This is a genomic window from Myroides indicus, from assembly GCF_004364575.1.
Classification (GTDB): Bacteria; Bacteroidota; Bacteroidia; order Flavobacteriales; family Flavobacteriaceae; genus Flavobacterium; species Flavobacterium indicum_A.
On sequence record NZ_SOAG01000012.1, the window covers coordinates 1 to 26,063 of the forward strand.

10 protein-coding genes are annotated in these 26,063 nt (G+C 35.4%); 2 read left to right on the forward strand and 8 right to left on the reverse strand.

Annotated features, from left to right (window positions below; all coding sequences use genetic code 11):
• The coding region (locus C8P70_RS06270; RefSeq protein ID WP_133712488.1) for a choice-of-anchor J domain-containing protein at positions 1-4,577 on the reverse strand (4,577 nt) is incomplete at its 3' end.
• Between the two features lie 333 nt (positions 4,578-4,910).
• Positions 4,911-12,293 (reverse strand): choice-of-anchor J domain-containing protein, encoded by a 7,383-nt coding sequence (locus C8P70_RS06275; RefSeq protein ID WP_133712489.1) that lies wholly within the window; start codon positions 12,291-12,293, stop codon positions 4,911-4,913.
• Positions 12,294-12,775: 482 nt separating this feature from the next.
• Between C8P70_RS06275 and pafA the strand changes: the two genes are divergently transcribed.
• Entirely contained in the window at positions 12,776-14,425 is a 1,650-nt protein-coding gene (gene pafA / locus C8P70_RS06280; protein ID WP_133712490.1) for an alkaline phosphatase PafA, read from the forward strand.
• Between the two features lie 146 nt (positions 14,426-14,571).
• Here pafA and C8P70_RS06285 read toward each other — a convergent pair whose 3' ends face one another.
• A complete protein-coding gene (locus tag C8P70_RS06285) occupies positions 14,572-16,296 on the reverse strand; it encodes a hypothetical protein (protein WP_133712491.1) in 1,725 nt (574 codons plus the stop codon).
• A gap of 305 nt (positions 16,297-16,601) precedes the next feature.
• On the opposite strand from C8P70_RS06285, the gene C8P70_RS06290 reads away from it, so the two are divergent.
• Positions 16,602-19,526: a M16 family metallopeptidase gene (locus C8P70_RS06290; RefSeq protein ID WP_133712492.1), complete on the forward strand. Its 2,925-nt coding sequence runs from the start codon at positions 16,602-16,604 to the stop codon at positions 19,524-19,526.
• Between the two features lie 209 nt (positions 19,527-19,735).
• Here the strand turns inward: C8P70_RS06290 and C8P70_RS06295 are convergent, their stop codons facing one another.
• The 5 genes from C8P70_RS06295 to C8P70_RS06315 form a co-directional block, all read right to left on the reverse strand.
• Positions 19,736-20,017: a FoF1 ATP synthase subunit delta/epsilon gene (locus tag C8P70_RS06295; protein ID WP_133712493.1), complete on the reverse strand. Its 282-nt coding sequence runs from the start codon at positions 20,015-20,017 to the stop codon at positions 19,736-19,738.
• A gap of 29 nt (positions 20,018-20,046) precedes the next feature.
• Positions 20,047-21,558 carry a F0F1 ATP synthase subunit beta gene (gene atpD / locus C8P70_RS06300; RefSeq protein WP_133712494.1) on the reverse strand — a complete coding sequence of 504 codons (1,512 nt, stop codon included), beginning with the start codon at positions 21,556-21,558 and terminating at the stop codon, positions 20,047-20,049.
• A 151-nt stretch (positions 21,559-21,709) separates the two neighbouring features.
• Entirely contained in the window at positions 21,710-23,554 is a 1,845-nt protein-coding gene (gene glmS, locus C8P70_RS06305; RefSeq protein ID WP_133712495.1) for a glutamine--fructose-6-phosphate transaminase (isomerizing), read from the reverse strand.
• A gap of 6 nt (positions 23,555-23,560) precedes the next feature.
• Positions 23,561-25,228 carry a DUF4270 domain-containing protein gene (locus C8P70_RS06310; protein ID WP_133712496.1) on the reverse strand — a complete coding sequence of 556 codons (1,668 nt, stop codon included), beginning with the start codon at positions 25,226-25,228 and terminating at the stop codon, positions 23,561-23,563.
• Between the two features lie 26 nt (positions 25,229-25,254).
• The gene (locus C8P70_RS06315; RefSeq protein WP_133712497.1) at positions 25,255-26,058 is read right to left on the reverse strand and encodes a glycogen/starch synthase; all 804 of its coding nucleotides are present in this window, start codon (positions 26,056-26,058) and stop codon (positions 25,255-25,257) included.
• Positions 26,059-26,063: the final 5 nt, after the last annotated feature.

Genomic DNA, 26,063 nt, shown 5'->3' on the forward strand with positions numbered 1-26,063 from the left:
TTAAACATACTTTTCTCGGCTTGTTTTAAATTAACCACAATATCTTGTAAGGAAGAATGGCATACCTGTATTGCCTCCGGTTGTTGCACAACTTCTGAAATAAGAGGACGAATTTCTAATTCTATGGAACCCGAAAACTCACAGCCAAAATCAGCTAATGAAATTACCACTTCATATGCTCCGTTTTCGCTGGCTGATAATTCCATAGCATTTTCTCCTTCTAACAGAACGCCGTCTTTGTACCACTCTATTTTTTTCTTAATCGTTTGATCCACATTAAAGTTTACAACAATTTTTCGCTTTTTAACTTTACAATAGTTATCGTCTTTTAAAACCTCCAATTCTACTGTTGGAATAAAGCTTTGGGAGAGCTTATTTAAAAACAAAGCATTAGGTCTAGGTCCTGGAAGGAAAGGATCTTCATGTGTGCCGGTTAAAATTTGAATTCTATATTTCTTTCCGGGGTTAAGAACCAGTTTTTCTGTAGTCATGACCTGAAACAATACGTTGAGTGACGTGGGATTATTCCACAGTTCTTCTCTGGATATTTTACCACTATACCTATCTATTTCATTAAAATCTTTCCATAACAGGGTTGGATTCCTGTTTTGGCATTCTCTCTCCTCATCAACAAACTTTTTGATATAAAAATCAGAAATAAGGTCTTTTGTTTCAGGCGTTAACAATATGTTTTCTGTTGTGCCGGTGGTTAAGTCTGTCAATAAAACCGCTGAATAGGCGTTCGAATATGGGGTACAGTTTTGTGATCTTTTATAACCAAATAAATACTCTAACTGCAAGGTGTCCTGTAACGCTACAAAATCAAATTCCAAACTTGCAATCTTGTGGAGAAAAGTAGAAGGGAAATAAATATCTTCTAAAAAAAGTTGGATATCCGATGTTAAATTCATCAATGGAAACCTATCCACCTGATCGACAGGAAACCCATTAAAAGAAGTTCCTGGTCCAGGAAGTTCGTCTATCGAAAAAGTAGACAGTACCAATCCTTCTTCAAAAGGAAAATACGATCCTGCCTTATTAAAAGAGCCTAAGGAGTTTATGGAGGGGTTACTTCCATCTCCCTGTGTATAATTGACATTTGAAATGATATTGCACGTGGTTCCAAACAAATAGTCTTCTACTAACTGTTCTTCATCATATTCATCACTTATACCCTCCGTCTCAATATAGGGAGAAGTAATACAAATATTAAAAAAGTATTCGGGTCTTCTTTCATCCATCTGCAATCTTATATAATACTTTTTACCTGGCTCAAGCTCGCTTACAATAACAGTTAATGCATCTTCATAGCGCTCGGTTAAAGTAGAATCATAGCCATACCCCATTTTTTCGGAAAACATAAAACAAGCAGGCGAGCTCGTACCTGCTATATTTGAGGAACAATCCCCTTCATATATAGCTCCATAAATTTGAGGATAATTGTCAAGTTCCGCTTCTAAAAGATTACTTCGGCTTTTAGGATATATTTCCTCTTCGTTAATGGCTATCCTATGCCAAGACGAAGTTGCAACAAATTCAAACCATACGTCTTTTTTGGGATAATCGTCAAAATAACAATCCGGATCAGCTGCTGCAGAGGCTGTAGCTCCTTTAAAAGACACTAATTGGTTTTCAATGCATTCATATCCTTTATTTACCGGAATATTAATTGCACTGCTGCAATCATCGTTCTGTATCTTTGTGGTAGTTTTTAAAGGAGTAGACCAGGCACTGGTATAATTAGCTTCAGAACATATTGCCCTGACATATATAGTATACTTTTTGCCGGAGTCTAAATTAGGAAGGGTAACTTCTGGATTTCCGGATACTTTGATGAGCGTGGCGGGGGATGCAGGCGGTAAAGAATCGGAATCAGAAACATATACTTCCCACGTTGTGATATTGCCTTCCTGTTTCCACTCTATAGTAACACTATCTTCAGAATAATCTGTTTCCTTTATATCATAAGGTTCCGGGCAGTTTTCTACTTTGGTAAGGCTCACATTGTCAATCGCCATAAATGCATCTGCTGCTTTTATTACCCATGCTAAGTTAACATTTCCGGTAATTCCACTTATAAAAACGGTTTGTTCGTCCCAGACTTTGGATTGCAAGTTTTGCTCAGACTGTAGCACTGTTGTAAAATTATCGAAATCTGTACCATCTGTAGATAACAACAACTCGAATTCATTGGAAAAAAGATACATTCCACCTAAATCGGGTGGCGCTAAATAGTTGTATTTTAAAACGTAATCTCCACCATCCAAATAAATAGAAGGAGAGATTAGCCAATTTTCACTTTTCTCAGTATCAAAAGTAATCCAGAATATTTGTGGTGCCCCATCTCCTTCGTATGTTGTAATATCTTCGCTTATCCACACACTCTCATATAATCCAAATAATTTTGTCATGTCGTCATAAAACAGCCAGCAATCCAAGGTTTTTGAACCAGAATTAAACCCTTCCCAAAAAGGCACCTGAAAAACTCCGCATGCTGTTTTAAAAATAAAAGGTCCCGACCATTCTCCGTATTTCCCAGTACTACAATAGGAACGTACATACACTTCGTATTCTGTATTAGATTCCAAAAGGTCTCCGAAAAAATCTTTGTCTACAATATTTTCCGTTTGATTGGTATAAATCCCGCTGCCTGAAGGAGGTAGAGTATCTTGCGATGGCTTCCTTATGTAATACTCCCAACTATCGCTTCCAAATTCATTTTGCCAAGACAGCTTAATCTCTTCTTTATCTTCCTCTTGTTCAATGTCTACTATAAGCGGGCTTGGACAAACTACTTCTTCAATAAGCATATCGTCTAAATAAAAAGAATCTCCTCCAAACAATGATGTTGAATTCTGTAGTGTAGTACCCTTAACATGCCATAACAAATTAACCTCACCACCTACATCTGTAAAATAAATTTCTTCTTTTTTCCATGAGCTCTGATCCCAACTATTACCCATTGCTTCATTATAAGGCACAATTACAGCTGCATCGTTATCTATAACTTGTCCTTTATTACTGGCTAACACCCCCATAACCGGAGAGCTTTTATAGGGATCGCTTAATTTATACTTATAACTTAATTTATAAATCTTATTTTGATCCAACTGAAAGGTAGGTGAAAAAAGCCATTCATCATTAGTAGTAGAAAAACCAGTACTAACACCACTGCGGAATCTCATCCCCCTATCTCCTTCATAATAATCACCCGCATTATTCCACATTGCTCCATCATTATTGGCATCAATAATCTTCCAGCAATTAAAAGTATCCGATGTAGAATTAAAGCCCTCCCAAAAAGGAAGACTAACAACATCGCAGGATGTTTTAAACAGTACGGGACCTTCCCAAGTACTATTGGCTCCTAAATTACACTGAGAACGAATATAAAATTCATATTCTGTATTAGGCTGAAGGGCTAAACCGCCTGAACCTGTAGTTCTATTTATAACAGCTTTTTTTGAGCCAGTAAGGATTCCTCCTCCCGAAGGTATTGGAAGACCGTTATTAGAAGGCTGTACGTAATATTCCCAATTGCTATTATTATCGTCTTTCCACTCAATGGTTACCTCATCTCTTTTTGATTCAGCAATTTCTATGTTTGTTTGATCTACCCCTTTACACGAAACTTTTTCAACAGAAACCAAATCAATATAGATACCCGTTATTCCTGAAGAAATTGTGTGCCAGCCTAGATGCGCCTTTCCGCTTATATTTTCTATGTAGAGCTTTCTTTTTTCATAAAGATGATACCCCTTGGTATTTTCATAGGGCTTTAAAACATGCGTAAAATTATCTAAATCCATACCGTCTACAGATAGTAAAACCCCGTATTCATTATTTTCTCCAGATACCACTATATAATATGTAACTTCATATATTTCAGTATCCGAAAGCTCTAAAGCAGGAGAAATCAACCAGTCATCGTGTGTTTTATTGCGATCTCCTCCAAAGAAAACAGCACCATTTCCTTCATAAGGATTTTGATCCTCCTTTTTCCAAATATTACTTCTCCAAACATTACTAGGGTTGGCATCATTATTAGCATCTATAAAAGTCCAGCAATCTAAACTGACAGAGGTTGTATTAAATGTTTCTACAAAAGGAATAGTGAAAGAAGCGCACAAGGTTTTAAATTCAAACGGTCCTAGCCAGCTGCTTTGACCATCTGTCCCACAATCAGTACGTACATAAAACTCATAAGTGGTATTAGGCTGAAGGTTATTGCCCTTGCTATCTTGCGTTACAATTACCTCTTTTGTATTTACAGGTGTTCCAGATCCGGTAGGATAAGGATCTGTAGGAAGCTGAATGATATATTCCCAGGCAGTGCCGGAATTGTCATCCCAATAAATAGTGGCTTCATCACTTTTAAGATTTTTTACTCCCTGATCAGAAGGAGAAGCACATGCAAATGTAGATTGTGTTTTGTGCTCTGTTTTAAAAAGTTTTTCTTCTGTTGTTACATCGTTTTCTTTGAAAGAAAATTGGTCTTTGTTAATCCAGTTTGAAAATCCAAAGGTAACTGTTAACAGAAAAAAAACTAAAATGACATAAATAGTTTTTTTGTTCATAATGTATAATTTTAATTGGTAGGGGGTTTTATTTGTAAACCTTACCGACTAAATAATACATAAAACAAGAAGAAACCTAATTTTAACAGTAAACTAATAGTAAACAATTTGAAAATTTAACAATTGATAATATGTTGAAAATGAGTAAATTAAATGTTTTTGTTTTGTTTTGTTAATAATTGCACTAAAAAAAACCTCTTTAAAAAAGATTTTATACTCAAGATTTTTGTAAAAAAGTAATTCGGATATTTTTCCAAAAAATTAATAAGTATAAAAAAAGAGGCTGTAAAAACAGCCCCTTCTTCTAACCAAATCTAACCAAAAAACTAATAATTATTTATTAATCTGTACCCATCCGGTTCGGGTTTTGCCATGCGCCTGAATTACGTAGTAATACGTTCCGTCCGGAAGTTGTTTGCCGTTTTTATTTTGTCCGTGCCACTGGGTGGTATATCCAGCTCCATGCGAATAAACTTCTGTACCCCATCGATTATAAATTTTTATGTTTTCCACGCCGTGAGGTGTCAGATCAAAAGCATCATTTAAACCATCGTTATTGGGAGAGATTCCTCTTGGTATCGGACAATCTTCATAATCGATAGTAAAACTGCTTTCATCCGTACATAAACCGCCTTCTGAACTGGCATACACATAAATGGTCTGTTTTTCGAGAATCTGTCTGCCTGGGTATAGTTCGTCGCCATTTCCTCCCGGTTCTGTAAAATAATGATTGTACTCAGAAAGTGGTTTTAGCTCGTAGTACTCACAGCTTAGTGTTTTATCTTCAAATACATCTGCCACTACAGGTGCTGTTATTTTTACTTTATAAGCTATTTCCTCGTAACAACCTTCCTCATTGTTTATCTGTAACAGATAAATGGTATGCTCACCCGGTTCAGCTAAAACGTCTCCCATTTTATAAGCTTTTCCTTCTCCTCCCGGCTGCATATAATAATATTGTTTTTCATTTACTTGAGGGAATACATATTCTGCACAAACCGTAACATCAGATGGTTTATCCGGAATAGCACCTTGTTCCGGCTGAATGTGTAACTCAAATATCTCATGACAGCCCGTTATCATACTCTCAACACGGATATATACTGTTTGGGCTTGTGGTTCTTTGCCCAATGCATAATTTTCTGCATTAGATATTGCATTCTCCGATGCTTCGGCTTCTTCGATTGTCTTATAGTATTCTGTAGTATAATCACTTCTTTCAACATCTTTAAACATTTCTGTTTCTACAGAGATCAAATTAACAGAAACTTCTTCCAAAGCTTGTCTGCAAACAATAATATCTTTTGCCTGATGTACGCTTTCGGAAATAGGAGGATACATTTCTACTGTAATACTTCCGGAAATCTCACATTTAATTTCTTCATAGTAAGCAACTGCTTTGTAAACACCTGCTTCTCCAACTTCTAAATCTGGCTTATTTTCTCCTTCTATAAGCTCATCGTTTTTATACCAGCTAATCTTAACATTTTCAGGAGATAAGCCCGAATGAATTGTTTTTGTATTTGTACTACAAATAGCTGTATTGTCTTCTATTAAGAAATCAGGTCCAAGATCTAAGCCTCCTAAATCAAAACTTCTAGCATTAAAAAACACGGCAGAAACGTGGTTTGTATTACAGTAATCAGCTATTGCTAATTTAATACGGTATTTTACTCCTGGTTTTACGGCAATAGGTTTAGAGCTCATTGGTTTTGTCATTCCAATATAGTTAATTGGTGCTAAAAGTGGATCATCTTGTCCGTTTCCATAGTAGTTTCCAAACCATTCTGGATGAACACTTTCGCACATAGCGCCAGAACGTTCTGTATCCCGGACTGTTGAAATAGTAATAGGTTCGTTCGTTCCAGGTATTATAGCGAGGTTTTGTCCTTGCCCTGTTTCAATTTCTGTCAGCCACGCCGCAAAAATAGATCCTGCTCCCCAACAAACAACTGTACAATTATGCAGGTAACTTTCGGACGCCAATAAATATTCAAATTTAATGGTGTCTTTAATCGGTACAAAATCAAATTCTAATGTTGCTACAGATTTATTTCCGCCATAAACATTACCGCCAGCACTTGCAATAATGGCATTCAAATCTTCATCTCCTTCCCAGTCTGGAATTCTTCCTCTTACCCCCATAAATCCTCCCGCGTCTCCATAATCATAATATGGACCAGGGGTTGTAGCTATATCATGTGTTGCTAAAACAATTCCTTCTTCAAACGGAAAACTAGAACCGTTTTGATTAAAATAGCCTAAGGCATTTATAAAACTTGTTGCTGAACTTCCATCACCTACTTGGTATTTTACGTTAGATACTAAATCACAATCGGATTGGATTAAGACATCTTTTACCAATTCTTCTGTTGTGTATTCATCTCCAGTTTTACTTACTGACACATAGTTGTTTTCATTTGTAGTAATACATATATTAAACAAAAACTTTCCTTCAGGTATAGCCACTCGGAGATAATACTTATTACCAGGTATTAATCCGCTTATTGTAGCAGCAGTATCATCTTTTGAAGGGCTTCCATATGAACCATCAAAATCGTAACAATTTACCATAGTCCCGAAAATAGAAGGTCCACAGTTACCTGAATAAACTGTAAATGAAATAGAAGGAGACTCTAACTCACCTATACTTATTAAATTATCAAATGATATTAGATGAGTTGACGATAATGCTGTAAACTCAAACCACATTTCATTTGTATGGCGATAATCCATACAGTTTGATTGTGTATTTGGCATCACTTCTGGTGAGCCTATAGTGGATACACCTGTTTTTTGTATACAATCTGCACCACTGTTTACAGGAATAGTAATAGCCCCTGTACACTCTCCGTTACCCGTTACTTCTGTAGGTCCATTTGCAGGTGTAGACCAATTGCTCATGTCTGTACCGTCAGGACATTTTGCACGAACATAAATATGATATGCTTTACCACTTTCGAGTCCGGTTGCTTTATATTTTGGAGTACCCGTAACAACCGAACCGCTTGATCCAGCAGGAATTGAATTACCATATTCTACTACATAAACTTCCCATTCATTAACACCAGAATTTTGGGTCCATTCTACATCAATAGTACTATCTGTATAATTTGTAACTGTTACATTTGTTGGCTCTGGACAAGAAGAAGCCTCTTCTATAGTAACATAGTCTATTCCTAGCGTCATCGCTCCTTTTGTCATGGTATGCCATGCAATATTTACATTTCCAGATATTCCCGAAATGTAAATTACTTCCTGTTTATAATTATCATTATTATAGGATTTTCTGGTTAATAAAGTAGTTGTGAAGTCTGAAATATCATTACCTTTTGTAGAAAGTAAAACTTCAAACTCATTCATATTCACAAGATCAGTCTTATAATAATATTTTAATACATAATTTTTACCCGCTACAAAAGCAATTTCAGGAGAAATAAGATATCCATCAGCTTCTGCCGCTGCAGATGTTTGTTTAAATTGCATTAAAGCGTCTCCTTCATAAGCCCATGTAGAATTTGTTGTCCAATTTGTAGTACCGCCTCCACCATTTGTGATTGTCCAACAACGTAATTGTTTAGAATTAGTATTGAAACCAGCAGTAAAAGGAACTGTATAAGCATCGCAAGCAGTAGTGAAAGAGAATGGTCCTGTCCATTCACTAAAAGAGCCATTGCCACAATCTGTACGAACATAATAAACATAGTCCGTATTTGGGACGAGTTTTTTACCATTAATATCTTTATCTGCAGTAAAGTCGTTTGATGATGTTGGTATTCCAGTATCCATATCAGTTGGAGCAATTTGTTTGGTTTCCTGAATTATATACTGCCAAGCTGAAGCATTAAAAGCATCATCCCAAAACAGATTTACACTGGAGCCTTGGATATCTTTAGCATTTAAATTAAACGGTTGACCACAAGTTGTAACTTCATCTATAAATAAATTATCAATAGTAATGTTTTTAGCCCCATCCCCAACAACGTGAAATGCTAAATACATATCTCCAGAAATTCCGCTAAAGAAGTAAATTCCATCTTGATAGGTAGATGATTTATAACTCGTTTTTGGGACAATTGTCTGTGTGAAATCTGTTGCGTTAATTCCGGTTGTTGAGGCCAGAATTTCCATTTCGTTATTTCCTGAACCGGTACCTCTATAATTAAATTTGATTCTATATGTTTTAGTCGAATCCAGGTTTTTGAACAAGGGAGAAATAAGCCAATCATCAGAATCAGCTGTACCAGATTGCGTAAGGTTCATCGCATGAGAACCCTCATATGTATTAGAAGCACTTTGTTTCCATAAACTAGCTCCTGAATTACCATTTACCATGGTCCAGCAGCGAAGTGAACTGTCGTCACCATTAAAACCTTCCCAATAAGGCAATGTAGAATAAGTACAATCTGTTCTAAAATAGTAAGGTCCCGTCCATTCTGTTTTTGATCCGTCATCACATTTTGAACGTACATAAAATTCATACCATGTATTTCCTTCCAAATTACCTCCAAAATTATCTTTTGTAACATTTACTTTATTAGATGTTGTTGGAGTTCCATCTGAAAGAGGAGGGGCAATCAAAAAAGCTTTTTTACGGACAAAATATTCCCAATTTGTATTTCCAAAATCATTATCCCAAAAAATATCTGCGGATGTTCCTGTAATATTTTCTGCACCTTGCGTTAGTGGTTCCGGACAATTTGTAACTTCTTCGACTCTGAAATCATCAATATAAACACGTGAACCCCATTCTTTAAAATCTGTTACATAAAACGCAATACTCACTTCACCATCAATATCTGAAAGTAAAAACTTGTGTTTTTTCCATGGAACATTATCATAAATTGCATTAGGCAATAAAACTTGTGTAAAATCTTCTTTTTCTCTTCCTGAATCAGACAGTCTTACTTCAAATTCAGCATGTACACCTGGTTCTGTACGATACATATATGTTATACGATAAACCTTATTTTTATCGAACTCGAAGGTTGGCGAGATCAACCAATCATCATTAGTTGAATCAAAATTTGTAAAATACATAGATTGATCTCCTTCGTATGCCTGAGCATCTGTAGTAAACCATTCACCGGCTCCGCCATACCAGGGAGCATCATTATTTCCATCGACAATTCTCCAGCAATACTGAGTTTCCGAATCAGAATTAAACCCTTCCTGATATGGAAGAGTGGCAATTTCACATTCTGTTCTAAACTTTATTGGACCAACCCATTCGCTAAATTTACCTGTTCCACAAGCTGATCGTACAAACAACTTATATTCTGTATTTGGTTCTAACGGAGCACTAGGATTAGTAACTCTGTCAATACTAACATTCGTATTTGTAGCCATAGCACCTGATCCTACAGGAGGAGTATTCAACCCATTTTCAGGTAAAACATAATATTCCCAGCTATTATTCGTATTATCTGTCCATGATATATCTATACTCTTGCTTCCTATATCTGTGATAATTATATCTTCCGGAGCACGACAATCAACCTTTTCAATACTAAACAGGTCTAATTGAATTGTACCACTGATTCCTTCTACATGAAAGCCAATATTAGCCACACCTGTTACGCCTTCTACATATACTACTTTTTTAGTATAAAATGCTCCCACATATGTAAGGGTAGTTCCGATAGTTTGTGTAAACGCTGACGGTTCTACTCCATTAACAGATAATTTAACCTGAACATCTGCTGTTGTATATTGATCTAATTGATAATAGAAAGTGACTGCATACAGCCCGCCTGTCAGATTAAATCCTGGAGAAATTAACCAATCATCATTTACTGGTGATGATCCACTATAATACATACATCTGTCTCCCTCATAAACGGTCCATTCTGACTGATCCCACTTATTTCCATAAGATGTACCATCATTGTTTATATCTAAAATTGTCCAACAACCCAAATCACTTTCTATTGTATTAAATCCTTCAACATAGGGTACATTTTTAGCATTACATGCAGTTTTAAAATACAAAGGACCTACCCAATCACCAAACGTACCGTCTAGACATTTAGCTCTTACATAGAATTCGTATTCTGTATCAGGTGTAAGATTATTTCCTGATGCATCTTTTGTCACAACAACTTCTTGGTTAGAAACTTTTGTGCCCGTGCTAGTCGGAGCGCTTCCATAATTTACAACTGTATATTCCCATTCTGTTGCAATATCATCGTCCCATTTAAATTTTCCACTATTTGTTTTAATATCCGATACTTCTAGATGGAGGGGTTCTGTACAACTAACTTTTTCAAGATTCACATCATCTAAATGAAAAGTAGACTCGCCTACTGAATTTATATGCCATGCGATGTTAACTTCTCCTGTAATACCTGATATAAATACCGTTTCTTTTTCATAATTTGATTTTTGGTATTTTTGTTTCGCTATAAGCGTTGTAGTGAATTTATCTGCACTAATTCCATTATCGGATAATAAAACTTCAAATTCATTACCTCCAGAGGGTGAGGTTTTATAGTAATAGGTTAATTTGTAGATGCCACCATCTAAATTAAAAGTAGGGGTTATTGCATAACTGTCATGTTTTGTACTACCGCCGTAATCATAACTTTGAAACATCAGTCCTCTATCTCCATTCATTAAATAAACTGATGTTATTTCAAAAGAAGTATCATCTGCATTATTTTCTTGTAGAAATGTCCAACATTCTACACTCAAAGAGTTTGTATCAAATGTTTCGAAAAAAGGAGTAGGAAATACGCCGCATTTAGTCATAAATTTTACAGGCCCCACCCAGTAGCTTTTGTCAGAGGCAGAGCATACAGATCGATACCATACATAATAGTAAGTACTCGCATTCAAGCTAGTAAATGTATATTCAGTGGCGCCTTTAACATCTACGGAGCCTACTCCTGTCGGATACTTAGTATCTGTTCCAATAAATACTTCAAAGTCAGTAATAGAGTTATTAGGTGCAGACCAGGTAACAGTAGCTTTATCTAGCTCTATATCTTTTACTTCAAGGTCGGATGGTTGTTCACAAGTTTTTTCATAAATTGAAATATTGTCGACCGCAGCTGGAGGTTGATTTACTGTCCATTGATTATTCACCCATTGAAAAACTAATTTCATTTTAGTTCCGGCAAAACTACTTAAGTCTACTTCTGCTATTTCTTTCTTAAAAGTAGCCTGATCATACAAATCTCCACTCACTAATATTCCGCCAGAAGAAGGGTTAATTCTCAAATTTTTTGGTGGCGAATATGTTTCAGGAATAAGCCAGATACTTAATGCATCACTAACTGACCAGCTAGAACCTTCTCCAACACAGCTCCAATCAAAACTAATAATGTAATCTTTTGCACCACTAGGAATTGTAAAAGAAGGACTTAGTGCTAAACTAACTTCTTCAGTTAATTTGGAATTACTATAGGCATTACTCGCCCCATTATCATTAGAAATATATAAACCGTTAGTTCCCCCATTATTGATAGTAGATCCAACGTACCATTTATTTATATCAGAATTGACAAAACTCCAGTTTTGTGTAGTTTCAAAATCATCATTAAAAATTTCACTCAAATTAGTTGTTGTTTTTGAACTACTCTTTTTGTCAAATGAATATATCTGCTCACGTACAAAGTCATCTGAGAAAAGACTTTGAAATTTCTGGTTAGCGAATAACAAATACCCAAGAAGCATAGTAATTCCCAGAAAAATAGTTGTTAGTTTCAGTTTCATGTTTATTAAAGTTTATTTAGTACAATATATCCAAATCTGACTAGAGCTACTTAATTAAAAAATGATCATATCAAATTAAAATTGAATAGCTATAGCTGGTTTTAAATTATTAAAAATCAAAAATATTTAAAAAGATGTGGATTAAAGAATTTTTAACAATAGAATAAAAATAGATTCAAAATAGAAATTAACATTATATATATTATCTATATAAATTATATTTAGATAGTTATACGTTATTTATAACATATAATTAACTAATTTATTTAAGCTGAAAATAATTTATTTTTCATCATAATCTTTATTTAGCATAAATCTGAATTTTAGTATAGTGTTTAGAATGCTATTGCCCCATATTATCACCATTTTACTTTGATGTTAAAAAAAGTTCAAATTTAAAAGACCTGCTGTTTTAGAAGAATACTTTGTATAGCTTTGTTTACTGTTTTTAGAAAGAACACTTTGCTATAAAATATAAAATAATGAATTTTAAGTCTACACTATTGGCAGCTATGTGCTGTTTGTTTTCAATTTCTGTTTTTGCTGACGAAACGCTACCTAAACCCAAATTGGTTGTGGGGATGGTCATAGATCAAATGCGATGGGATTATTTATATAAATATTACGATAGATATTCGGAAAATGGATTTAAGCGCTTATTATCCGAGGGGTTTTCAAGCGAAAATATGCTGATTGATTATGTCCCTACCTATACCGCGATCGGGCACAGTACAGTTTATACGGGAAGTGTTCCGGCAATTCACGGAATAGCAGGAAACGATTTTATTATTCAGGCAACGGGAGAAAATATGTACTGTACGCAGGATGATAGTGTTCAAGCAGTGGGAGGAGAAGGAAAAGTAGGACAACAGTCGCCAAACAACTTATTGGTATCAACTGTTACGGATCAATTGAAATTGGCAACAAATTTTCAATCTAAAGTTATTGGTATTGCCATTAAAGACAGGGGAGGAATTTTACCCGCCGGACATTTTGCAGATGCTGCCTATTGGTTAGACGGAGCTACGAGTGATTGGATAACCAGTACTTACTATATGAATACTTTGCCAAAATGGGTAAGGGAATTTAACACGAAAAGGTATCCTGACGAATACCTTAAAAAGGGATGGAATACACTATATCCGATAGATACGTATGTGTTGAGTACGACTGATGACAATGCATATGAAGAAGCATTTAAGGGAGAAGATAAACCGGTTTTTCCAAGGAATTTAAATAAATTGAAAAAAGAGAATGGTTATGAACTGATTAAATCTGTTCCGTATGGAAATACATTAACGTTAGATTTTGCCAAAAAAGCAATACACGAGGAAAAACTAGGTAATAATGAAGGAGGCTTTACAGATTTTTTAGCAGTAAGCTTATCTTCTACAGATTATATAGGACATCAGTTTGCCATAAATTCTATTGAAATAGAAGATACTTATCTGAGATTGGACGCTGATTTAGCTGATTTTCTATCGTATTTAGACCAACATATAGGAAAGGGCAATTATACTTTCTTTTTGACGGCTGATCATGGAGCAGCACATAATCCTAAGTTTTTTGCTGATCAAAAAGGAAACTCTGGTTATTTTAGTACTAAAGAAATTAAAAAGCAGCTTAATGAAAAATTGCAGGATCAATTCGAAGAAGAGGGTATTGTAGCTAGTTTGATGAATTATCAGGTCCACTTAAACAATACACTGATTGCAGAAAAAGAATTGGATGAAGAAGATATCCGAAGTGCTATTGTCAAAGAACTAAAAAAAATAGAAGGTATAGCGTTTGTTACCGATATGGATAAAGCATCTGTTTCGGCCATACCACAAAAACTAAGAGAGCGTATTGTAAATGGATATAATATTAAAAGAAGTGGCGTAATTCAGTATATTCTAGAACCACAGTGGTACAGCGGTAAAAAAGACGGGAAAGGAACTACCCACGGTTCATGGAATTCTTACGATGCGCATATTCCTGCCGTATTTATGGGCTGGGGAGTAAAACCCGGAAAAACAGTTAGAGAAACCCATATGACAGATATTGCCCCGACAATTTCACAAATCCTAAAAATAGAATTTCCAAACGGAAATATTGGGCAACCTATTTATGAAGCGATTGATGTACAATAACGTTTAGTATAATAAAAAAGCTCTTTACTTTTGTGGTAAAGAGCTGTCTGTGGAGTAAAGTTATAAGCCTTGCGCTTGTTTATTATGTTTTTGTGCAAAATATCTTGACTTTCAGCAGAGGAGTACTCAGACAAAAACTTAATTTATTATAAGCTTACTTGGTTAGATCTTTGATTGCAACCGTTCATAAGTTCCAATTTCCATTGATAATTAGGATAGAATTGTTCTAATGATTGAGCGGCAGTTTTTTCTGGCAAACAGTAGGGGGTGCTGATTATAATTTCTATAACTCCAGCATTTACGCTCCCTGATTTAAGTTTGGCGCTATAACCATTAGCAGCTATAGAATATTCAGAAGCTCCCGGACTGAGAAAATATAATCGAACAGGATAACACATATCTGCCTGATCACATGCACCAGAGTCAGAGCTTATTAATGCTCCGGTACCATCGGCTGTAAAAGAAATTAAAATAGAGATACCTCCATATGAATTACATACAATTTCTGTATTGGTAATTATAGGAGGTATTGTATTACTATTATCACAAGGATTATTTTCAATAAATATCTCTATGGCAATACTTCCGTTAGCATTGCTAAACTCGTTTTGATAAGTATAGTTTAACGTGGTTTTTACGCTGTTTCCGGTTACAGCATCGGGATTTTTAACGGTCATTTTCATGCGTACCACACCGTTTTCAAAAGCAACATCAGACAGTTGTACATTGGCATCAGCTACCGTAAACTTTAAACTGTTGTAATCCTCTGCTGTTAAAACACCGCTTTGCATTTCGGCAGAATCAGGTATTTTGTGAACGGGTATCTGTGAAATATTAGAAAAAAACAGATTATCGTTTATAAATTGAATAACACCGTTTACCTTTTCTGTGATGTTTATCAAACGTCCGTAAGCATCAAAATAAATGCTTGTTCCTTCGGCAGTGCTTAATTCATCAGCAGTGGTTACACTTCTGTTTCCGGTATACAAATTTACATTTTGAGCCTCGTCATTTGTAAAAACAAGCCCTTGAGTTCCCAGTGTGCTTTTTGTGATTTGGTTTCCAAAAACAGGATCAATGATTTTATCCACTATTTTATCGACAATTTTGATTTCGCCAACTAACTCTTTTTGATATTGCCAGGCGAATGCTCCGGATGCTAAGCAAGCAACAGCCGCTACTGATTTTTCTAAAGGAGTTGCTCCATAAACAACAATTAAACCACTTGTTACAAAAGTTAGCACAGTTAGTTGATAATTTTTTACACTCTTAAAAGTAGAAGCTGCTCCTAACGTAGTAAACTTTGGAGTTGAGTTTAAACCTAAAATTTTTTTAAACCAGTTTTCGTTTACCTGATAAAACAGCGCCATTTGGTTTTTGTCGTCCTTGGAAAGCGATTTGTAATATGCTTCAAACGCCGTTAGAGCATCTGCCAGATACTCCGAATATTCTTCATCGGATATTCTGTTTTGGCTAAAGTTTAAATCTTCAAAAAAAGGCTTTAAAATGACTTCTTCGTTGCCGTTTAAAACACTTTTTTTAACCTCAAATTTGGATTGAGCTTCCAGCTGTGGAATATTTAACGTCGTTTCTCCTACAGCAGTTGTTCCCGGAACGTAGAATACTAATGTGTTGTCGTTTGAACGAACTAGTTTAAGCGGAATTCCGCCCAAATCGGCATCGTATTCTTCCTGCAAAAGCGGTTGTGAAAATTGCGCTTCCACAATTTGAAGCTGAAAAGCTTCTTTGGGCATCGTAATTTCCTGTTTAGGATCGGGATCAGGACTGTCGTTGTCATTTTTGGAACATCCGCTCCAAAAAATTGCATTACCTATGATGAAGGCAGCGTAAATAAGATGAAATTTTTTCATAATACAGTAATTTATGTTAGCATTTGAAGAAATCGTATCAACATATTTCAATTTTGTAAAATTAAATTATCAGTAATATAGCTGTCAATACCCATTTTTGGGTATTTTTATGGTAGAAGCAGTTTTGTTATAGATTATGTTTCCCAAAATTTTGGAGTATTTTTTGCTTGGCTTTTAGATTCCAAAGTCGGGGGCTAGCTAAAAGTAGACTTATAATCTTTCGATATAAAAATTTCTTTCCTTTTAAAAAGAAAAGAGTTTTATTTATAGCTTTGGAGGATAATCAAAAATGAATAGTTAATCTTATGAAAATGAAACACCTCATATTGGGTTTTATCTTTTCATTGAGCGGAATATTACATGCTCAGTACAAAACAATTACCCAGAAGGACAGCAATGGCTTTACTTATGAATACGTAGAAAACGACCCGGCAAAAGCAAGAATTTATACCCTTAGTAATGGTCTGAAAGTTTATCTCGCGCAGAATCACGATGAGCCAAGAATTCAAACTTATATTCCGGTGCGTACGGGTTCTAACAATGACCCTGAGGATAATACAGGATTAGCTCACTATTTAGAGCATATGTTGTTTAAAGGAACCTCTAAACTGGGTACGGTAGATTGGGAAACAGAGAAAGCGCTGTTAAAACAAATCTCAGACTTATATGAACAGCATAAAAGAGCAACTGATCCGGAAAAGAAAAAAGCTATTTACCATAAAATAGACGAAATCTCTAAAACAGCCTCTCAGTACGCTGTTGCCAATGAGTATGATAAATCGGTTGCCTCTATTGGAGCAGAAGGAACGAATGCTCATACCTGGTTTGATGAAACGGTTTACAAGAACGTAATACCTTCCAATGAGTTAGAAAAGTTTTTAGTAATAGAAAGTGAGCGTTTTTCAGAATTAGTATTGCGTTTGTTTCACACAGAGCTGGAAGCTGTTTATGAAGAGTTCAACAGAGGACAAGACAACGATTACTGGGCTTCTCATCAGGCTATGATGAAATTGCTTTTTCCTACAACGCACTATGGAACGCAAACTACCATAGGTACTTCCGAGCATTTAAAAAATCCTTCTATGGAAGCGATTCACAACTACTTTGATCAATATTACGTGCCAAATAATATGGCTGTTGTATTAGTGGGAGATCTGGAGTTTGAACCTACTATAAAATTGGTCAATGCCTATTTCGGCAGTATGAAAAAAGGAATTCAGCCCAAAGAATATGTAGCAGCAGAAAAGCCTTTAACCAAGGTACAAACAGTTGATATTTTTAGTCCGCAAAGTGAAAGAATTGAGATCGGGTACCGTTTAGGTGGGTCTAAAACCAAAGACGCCCTTTATTTGTCTTTGATAGATATGTTGTTGAGTAATGGACAGGCGGGATTAATTGATTTAGATATTAATCAAAAGCAAAAAACACTGTATGCTGCAAGTTCATCTATGATTATGAAAGATTATTCTGTTCATCAGTTAACAGGAATGCCCAATGAAGGTCAAACATTAGAAGAAGTTAGAGACATTTTATTGGCAGAAATTGAAAAGGTAAAAAAAGGAGAGTTTGACGATTGGATTTTGCAGGCTGTAGTAAATGATTTCCGTAAAAAATCAATGGAAGCTTTGGAGAGTAATGATGCAATGGCTACAGAAATGTACAATGCATTTATTCAGGGTAGAATGTGGGAAGATGTTGTAGCTGACTTAGACAGAATGTCTAAAATAACAAAACAGGAAATTGTTGAGTTCGCCAATAAAAATTATGGAGATAATTACGTAATTGTTTATAAAAAACAAGGAGAAAATAAAGATTTGATTCGCGTAGAAAATCCCGGAATTACGCCTGTTGATTTAAATAGAGACAGCGAGTCTGAGTTTTATAAGCGATTGAGTCAAATCAATGTAGCTGAGATTGAGCCGGAGTTTGTGGATTTTGACAAAGCGATGAAGCGTCAAAAAATAGGTAAACAAAAAACCAACTTGTTTTCCATTGTCAATACAACAAATGATTTGGCAACAGTAACGTACATAACGCCTATCGGCTCTGATCACGATAAAAAGCTAAGTTTGGCGATTGGTTATTTGGAGTATTTGGGCACGGATAAATATTCAGCAGAGGATATTCAGAAAGAGTTTTACAAATTGGGAATTGAATATGCTTTGATAACAGGAACGGATAAAACCTATGTTACTCTTAAGGGGTTAAAAGAAAATATCCCGCAAGGAATTAAGCTGTTAGAGCATTTAGTAACTAATGCGAAAGCAGATCAGGAGGCGTATAACAATTTAGTAGATCAGATCTTGAAATCTCGATCAGATGCCAAATCCAGTAAAGGAGGAATCCAGAGAGCACTAAATAGTTATATTATTTCAAATGGAGAGTTGAGCAGATTTAAAGATATTTTAAGTGAGAGAGAATTAAAATCTATCAAACCCGCAGAATTGGTAAGTCTTGTTCATTCGTTTTTTGACTATAATCAGGATGTGTTTTATTACGGAAATGATTTGGAAAACACCGAAAAAGCGATTGTTGAAAATCATAATTTAGGAAAAGGCAAAAAAATACCGGCTGCTAAAATTTATCCGGAACCGGAGACAGATGGCACACTTTATTTTACGCCTTATGACATGGTTCAGGCAGAAATTACTTACAGAGGAAGAGAAAAAAAGTTTGACAAAGATTTACTGGCAACAAGCAGTGTATTTAATAACTATTTTGGAGGAGGAATGGCCTCTGTTGTTTTTCAGGAAATCAGAGAGTCAAAATCTTTAGCCTATTCTGCTTATGCATATTATACCAATGCAGGCAAAGCGGATAAACATAACTATTTGATGGCTTATGTAGGAACACAGGCAAACAAATTGCCACAAGCGGTTGATGCTATGATGGAACTGATGAATAATATGCCGCAAGTGGAAAATCAATTTGAAAATGCTAAGAATTCCGTTTTAAAGAGTATTGCTTCACAGCGTTATACTAAAGCTCAAATTTTTTATTACTGGTTATCACTTCAGGAAAGGGGTTTAAATTATGATATTAATAAAGATATCTACAGTAAAACTAAAAGCATGAAGATGGTAGACTTGGTTGATTTTTTTAATGCACATGTAAAAGGAAAATCGTTCAATGTTGGACTATTGGGTAAAAAGGAAAATTTGGACTGGGAAGCGGTTAAAAAATTCGGAAAAATTAAAGAAGTTACTTTAGAAGATTTATTCGGTTATTAGTAAATAATTCAAGTTGGCGAAAAAGTCAGCTTGAATTATTTATACTTCATTAAAAATACTGAAAAGGGAGTTAGTGCCGAGAAGTTTTTATTGTAATGCAATTAATTTTAGAGTACCAGTACCTTCAAAAGGAATATAACTAAAAAGCGCGATTAAATATTAATCGCGCTTTTATTATTGTTGTTTGTATGTAGTATCTCTAAAAGATATTAATTCACTAATACGATAACTTTATTTGCGTTCATCTCTATCGTTCCGGAAGATATAGATAAGTGATAAGTGGTATTGCTTATCTGTTGAAATTTAGATTTAAATTCTGAAGCAATAACGATATTGTCTCCGCTAAATTTGACATCACCTTTTGTTAAAATAGATACAATAGGGGCGTGATTGTTTAGCATTTGAAACTCACCGTCGATGCCCGGAACAGAAACAGAGGTAACTTCTCCGGAGAATAAAACAGCTTCAGGTGATACAATTTCTAATTTCATAGTGGTGTTTTTTAATAAGATTGAATTGATTAAACTTCAGCAAGCATTTTTTCTCCGGCAGCAATAGTCTCTTCTATTGATCCTTTTAAGTTAAATGCAGCTTCTGGTAAATGATCAAGTTCACCATCTATAATCATATTAAACCCTTTGATTGTATCTTTAATATCTACTAAAACTCCAGGGATACCTGTAAATTGCTCTGCAACGTGGAACGGTTGAGATAGGAAGCGTTGAACACGACGAGCTCTGTGTACAGCTAGTTTGTCTTCTTCCGATAATTCTTCCATACCCAGGATTGCAATAATATCCTGAAGTTCTTTATATTTTTGTAAAATTTCTTTTACTCTTTGTGCACAAGCATAGTGTTCTTTACCTAAAATTTCTGGAGTAAGGATTCGAGAAGTAGAATCCAATGGATCTACAGCCGGATAAATTCCTAGCTCAGCAATTTTACGAGATAATACAGTTGTAGCATCCAAGTGAGCAAATGTTGTTGCCGGTGCAGGGTCAGTTAAGTCATCCGCAGGTACATAAACCGCCTGAACAGAAGTAATAGATCCTTTTGTGGTTGAAGTAATGCGTTCTTGCATGGCTCCCATTTCTGTAGCTAGAGTAGGCTGATATCCCACTGCAGAAGGCATACGTCCTAATAAAGCAGATACTTCAGAACCTGCTTGAGTAAAACGGAAGATATTATCTACGAAGAAAAGAACGTCTTTTCCTTGGTCATCTCCAGCTCCGTCACGGAAATATTCAGCAATTGTCAATCCTGATAAAGCTACACGAGCACGAGCTCCCGGCGGTTCGTTCATCTGACCGAAAACGAAAGTAGCTTTAGAGTCTAGCATGCCGCTTTTGTCTACTTTTGACAAATCCCATCCGCCATTTTCCATAGAGTGCATGAAATCATCACCATATTTGATAATGCCTGATTCCAACATTTCACGCAATAAGTCATTTCCTTCACGAGTACGCTCTCCAACTCCTGCAAATACAGAAAGTCCTCCGTGACCTTTTGCGATATTATTAATCAACTCCTGAATCAATACAGTTTTACCTACTCCGGCACCGCCAAATAATCCGATTTTACCTCCTTTTGCATAAGGTTCGATAAGGTCGATTACTTTAATACCTGTAAATAAAACTTCTGTAGAAGTTGATAAGTCTTCAAATTTAGGAGCAGGACGGTGGATAGGCAATCCGTTTTGTCCTTCTTTTGGCAAATCTCCAAGACCGTCAATAGCGTCTCCTACAACATTAAACAATCTACCAAATACTTCTTTGCCAATGGGTACTTGAATTGGAGCTCCAGTAGCTGATACTTCGTATCCTCTGCTTAAACCATCAGTAGAATCCATGGAAATAGTTCTGACTGTGTCTTCTCCAATATGAGATTGTACCTCAAGTACTAATTTTGAACCATCTGGTCTTGTGATTTCTAACGAATCGTAAATTTTCGGAAGTTCGGCGTTTTCAGTGTTGAAAACCACGTCAACTACTGGTCCGATAACTTGCGCAACTTTTCCTGTAACTTTAGACATTGCTTATGTATTTATTTAACAGCTATTTAGGTTTGGTGAAAAATTATACTTTTTCAGAGTGCAAAGATAGTTTTTTTTCTGAAAATTAAAAAGTTTGAAATTTTTATTTTTAAATATAAAATGCGAGCTAAATATTAACTCGCATTTTTATCTATTCTACTGTTACTGACTTTGCTAAATTTCGCGGCTGATCTACATTGCAATTCCTTAAAACGGCTATGTGATAAGATAGTAGTTGAAGAGGGATAGTAGTTAAGATCGGAGACAAGGCTTCAGAAATTCCCGGAACTTCAATAACGTGATCTGCTAATTCCTTTACTTGTTTATCTCCTTTAGTAACTACAGCAATAATTTTTCCGTTTCGGGCTTTAATTTCCTGTATATTGCTCACAACCTTGTCATAGTGATGCTGATTAGGAGCAATTACAACCACCGGCATATGCTCATCAATAAGAGCAATAGGTCCGTGTTTCATTTCTGCTGCAGGATAACCTTCAGCGTGTATATAAGAAATTTCTTTGAGTTTAAGAGCTCCTTCCAATGCAACTGGATAATTATACCCTCGTCCAAGATAAAGACAATTAGTGGCAGATTGGTAGGCTTGTGCCACTTTAAAAATTGTATCATTTTGTGTAAGTGCTTCTTCCACTCTTTCCGGAACCGTTTCCAATTCGTGCAGATATTTCTGGTATTCAGAGTTGGACAGTGTTCCTTTTGCTTTTGCCAGCCTAAGAGCAATCAATGTTAGTACAGTTACCTGAGTTGTAAAGGCTTTAGTAGAAGCAACTCCTATTTCCGGACCGGCGTGAGTATAAGCGCCTGCATGAGTTTCTCTGGAAATGGAAGAACCTACTACATTGCATACGCCAAAAACAAAAGCTCCTTTTTTCTTGGCAAGCTTTATCGCAGCGAGTGTGTCTGCTGTTTCTCCCGATTGAGAAATAGCGATAATAATATCATCGTTGTTGATAATAGGATTTCTGTATCTGAATTCAGATGCATACTCTACTTCAACCGGGATTCTCGTAAATTCTTCAATAATGTATTCGGCAACTAGACCAGCATGCCAAGATGTACCACAAGCGGCGATGATTATTCTTTTGGCGTTTAAAAACTTATCTATATTGTCTTCAATTCCAGCCATTCTGATAAGTCCCTGGTTTGCCAGCAAACGACCTCTGAAAGTGTCTTTAATTACTTCGGGCTGTTCGTATATCTCTTTCAGCATAAAATGGTCATAGCCATTTTTTTCTATTTGTTCAAGATTTAGTTGTAATTCCTGAACGTAGTGATCCACTAAACTGTCGTCTTTTATCTTTCTGATGCGAAGCGGTTTGTGTAAACGAATCACTGCCATTTCCTCATCTTCTAAATAAATGGCATTATTGGTATATTCAATAAAAGGAGAGGCGTCAGAAGTAATAAAATATTCATTTTCACCTATCCCTATTGCCAGCGGACTTCCAAGTCGGGCAGCAACAATTTCATCTGGTTTTTTGATGTCCATTACTGCAATAGCATAAGCTCCCACAACTTGATTTAAAGCAATTTGTACTGCTTTTCCTAACTTTACACCTTGGGTTTTTTGAACATCTTCAATCAAATTGATTAAAACTTCGGTATCAGTATCTGATTTAAATGTATATCCCCGTTTAATCAGTTCCTTTTTTAAAGAATCGTAATTTTCAATAATTCCGTTGTGAATAATTACCAATTCTCCGGAATTAGAAAAATGGGGATGAGAGTTAACATCATTTGGAACGCCATGGGTTGCCCATCGGGTGTGCCCGATTCCGACAGTTCCTTTTTTTATCTCTTCTGTGCTTTTAGCTTCTAAGTCAGAAACCTTTCCTTTCGTTTTACAAAGGTTTATCTGTTCTCCGTCAAATACGGCTAAGCCAGCACTGTCATATCCTCTGTATTCCAGGCGGGTTAGTCCCTTTATAATTACAGGAAAAGCATCTCTATGTCCGATATATCCAACTATTCCACACATACAATTTTAATTTTTAGTTTTTGTATAAAATATTTCTAACTTCATTTTTTTGCCTTCTGCCTGCGTATTGGCACCGTACAAAACTGTTCCAACAGGACAGCTGACAGAAAAAGCAGGTATAGTTTTGATATCGTTAGGTGAATTATCAATTGGTGATTCTAAAGTTTGATTTTTAATATAATTTAAAAAAGAGCTGTTATAATCATTTGTCATTGACAATGCTAATTTAGGACTCTTTTTAAAATCTTTGCTTTTGATAAGGGAGCGAAGGTATTCTGTGATTCTAAATCTATATAGGTTTCCTTCCAGATTTTTATCCTTGTTTTCTTCTTGAAAAATTCCTCCAAAAACAGCTTTTAGATACGATGAATTTGTATTTGTATCATTTGAAAAATCTACTAAAGATACTTCGTCATCGTAATTGTAAAGATAAAGACGCTTTGGATTAATGTTATTGCTCATCGCATTTTCGTCAACATATACAGTCAGGATGGCATCGTTGATTAAAATATCGTCTTCTCTTAATTTTTTAAGTTCAGCATAATCGTTCTTTGAAAAAAGATCAACTATGGCAATAGAGCCTTCACCTCCTTTTATATAAAGTTTATCATCTCCGTTTTTAGTATCTGCCTGTGATATAGCATCCAAGTATTCAGCATTATTGGAGTTTTGATAAAGATTTACATTTATGTTTGAATTTGCATCTAAATTTCCGCTGCTTACACCGCTGGAAAGAGAAAAAGTCATTGTCTTTTTTTCAGTAGTTGTTGTTTCTTCTCCTTCGCTGTTAGTCGATTTTTTTTCGTCTGTATATTTGACAACTAGCTGTCCCTGAAAAATATTTAACAACCCAATAGCTCCTTTAGACGAATTCCCGCTGGCAACAAAATATAAACCTCTAAACAGATCATTAAAAGTGTTAGGATCTTGCAGCGCTGTTTTTTTTCCGATAAATAATTCCTGAAAATATTCCTTATTTAAATCTAGCCAAAGTCCTGGAGATAGTCTTTCTTGTTCTTGATGTTTACCCGTGGTTTCATCCTTTATCGGATTTCCGTCTTTGTCGTATTTATATATGATTATGTTTGTATTGGTAAAAACAAAATTAGTGTTTTGCTTACTGTCGGGAGAGTCGTTAAGTATATTTCCTATTTTGTTAGAATTAAAAATAGAACTGTTATTAGAAAAATATTTAGAGCTTCCACCTTGTGAAGGATTAGAATTACTCAAAAAATATCCGTTTTGATATACTTTTAAATCAAAAGATCCATCGCCATAAACATTGTTTAGTTTATACTTAGCGATATCGTTCTCTGTTTTTTCATATTCAGAGAAATAAGGGATATAAACGTAAACAGAGTCTATTTTTGCATTTTCGCCGATTAAAGAAAAAGCCGAGCTGTTAGATGCAACTTGTACTACAAAACTACTGGAAGTTTGCCCTAAAGTGCCATTTTCATAAAAACCTAATGGTATTTCAACTAAGTTTTTTGTGTCAGCAGCACCATAGCTTTGATTGTAAGCAACAATATTTTCAACAGTATATGTTTCTATATTGATATTGCCATCGCCGATAATATTTCCTCCGACATCGCTGAAATCCTTATCACAAGATTGTAGGCCGATAAAGGTCAAAGCAAAAAGTATTCCTTTAAAGATGTTTTTACGATTCATCTATTCTATCCGATTGTGGGTTTTAATTATAAAAAGGTTTTATAGAACCGGGTATAAGCTTCCGCAAAGCCTTCTTTTGGAGTGAAAGGTAAGAAAGGTTTTTTAGAAGATTCTATAAATTTTGTTAAACTTGGAAGCGTGTTTTCAGAGGCTATAATAACGCCGTCTGAATTCTGAATCGCATTTTTCATAATATTCTCGTAGGTCGATTTTTCGTAATCTGCCAAAACCTCTTTCGGCAATTCGTCAAATGCTACCTTATCTTTCATATTGCTGCTCAATACACCTTCAAAAGCTTCATTAAAAACAGAAGTGATTACTTTTGTTTCAGAAAAAATAGCCTCATTTTTATAAAAGTGCTTTAAATAAGCCGGCAATAAAGAAGCCATCCAACCCTGTACGTGGATGATGTCAGGTACCCAGTTTAGCTTTTTAACCGTTTCAATTACTCCTTTAGTAAAAAAAATAGCGCGCTCGTCATTGTCTGCAAATAAAGCACCGTCTTCGTCTGTAAAAGTCGACTTTCTTTTAAAGTATTCGTCATTGTCGATGAAATACACCTGAATGCGCTCTTTCGGAATAGAAGCCACTTTAATAATCAAAGGCATATCAATGTCATTTACAACAAGATTCATGCCTGATAGTCTGATTACTTCGTGTAGTTGGTGTCTTCTCTCATTTATACTACCGTACCTCGGCATAAAAATTCTTATTTGTCCCCCCTGATCGTTAATCATCTTAGGAGCGTCATAAGACATTAATGAAACTTCATTTTCTGCTAAATACGGTACCACTTCAGATGATACATATAATATCCTCTTATCTTTCATCTTCA

Excerpts from the sequence above, each read along its gene's own strand:
- pafA (WP_133712490.1), top strand. The coding sequence starts at position 12,776 with ATGAATTTTAAGTCTACACTATTGGCAGCTATGTGCTGTTTGTTTTCA.
- C8P70_RS06285 (WP_133712491.1), bottom strand. The coding sequence starts at position 16,296 with ATGAAAAAATTTCATCTTATTTACGCTGCCTTCATCATAGGTAATGCA.
- C8P70_RS06275 (WP_133712489.1), bottom strand. The coding sequence starts at position 12,293 with ATGAAACTGAAACTAACAACTATTTTTCTGGGAATTACTATGCTTCTT.
- atpD (WP_133712494.1), bottom strand. The coding sequence starts at position 21,558 with ATGTCTAAAGTTACAGGAAAAGTTGCGCAAGTTATCGGACCAGTAGTT.
- C8P70_RS06295 (WP_133712493.1), bottom strand. The coding sequence starts at position 20,017 with ATGAAATTAGAAATTGTATCACCTGAAGCTGTTTTATTCTCCGGAGAA.
- C8P70_RS06290 (WP_133712492.1), top strand. The coding sequence starts at position 16,602 with ATGAAAATGAAACACCTCATATTGGGTTTTATCTTTTCATTGAGCGGA.
- glmS (WP_133712495.1), bottom strand. The coding sequence starts at position 23,554 with ATGTGTGGAATAGTTGGATATATCGGACATAGAGATGCTTTTCCTGTA.
- C8P70_RS06310 (WP_133712496.1), bottom strand. The coding sequence starts at position 25,228 with ATGAATCGTAAAAACATCTTTAAAGGAATACTTTTTGCTTTGACCTTT.
- C8P70_RS06315 (WP_133712497.1), bottom strand. The coding sequence starts at position 26,058 with ATGAAAGATAAGAGGATATTATATGTATCATCTGAAGTGGTACCGTAT.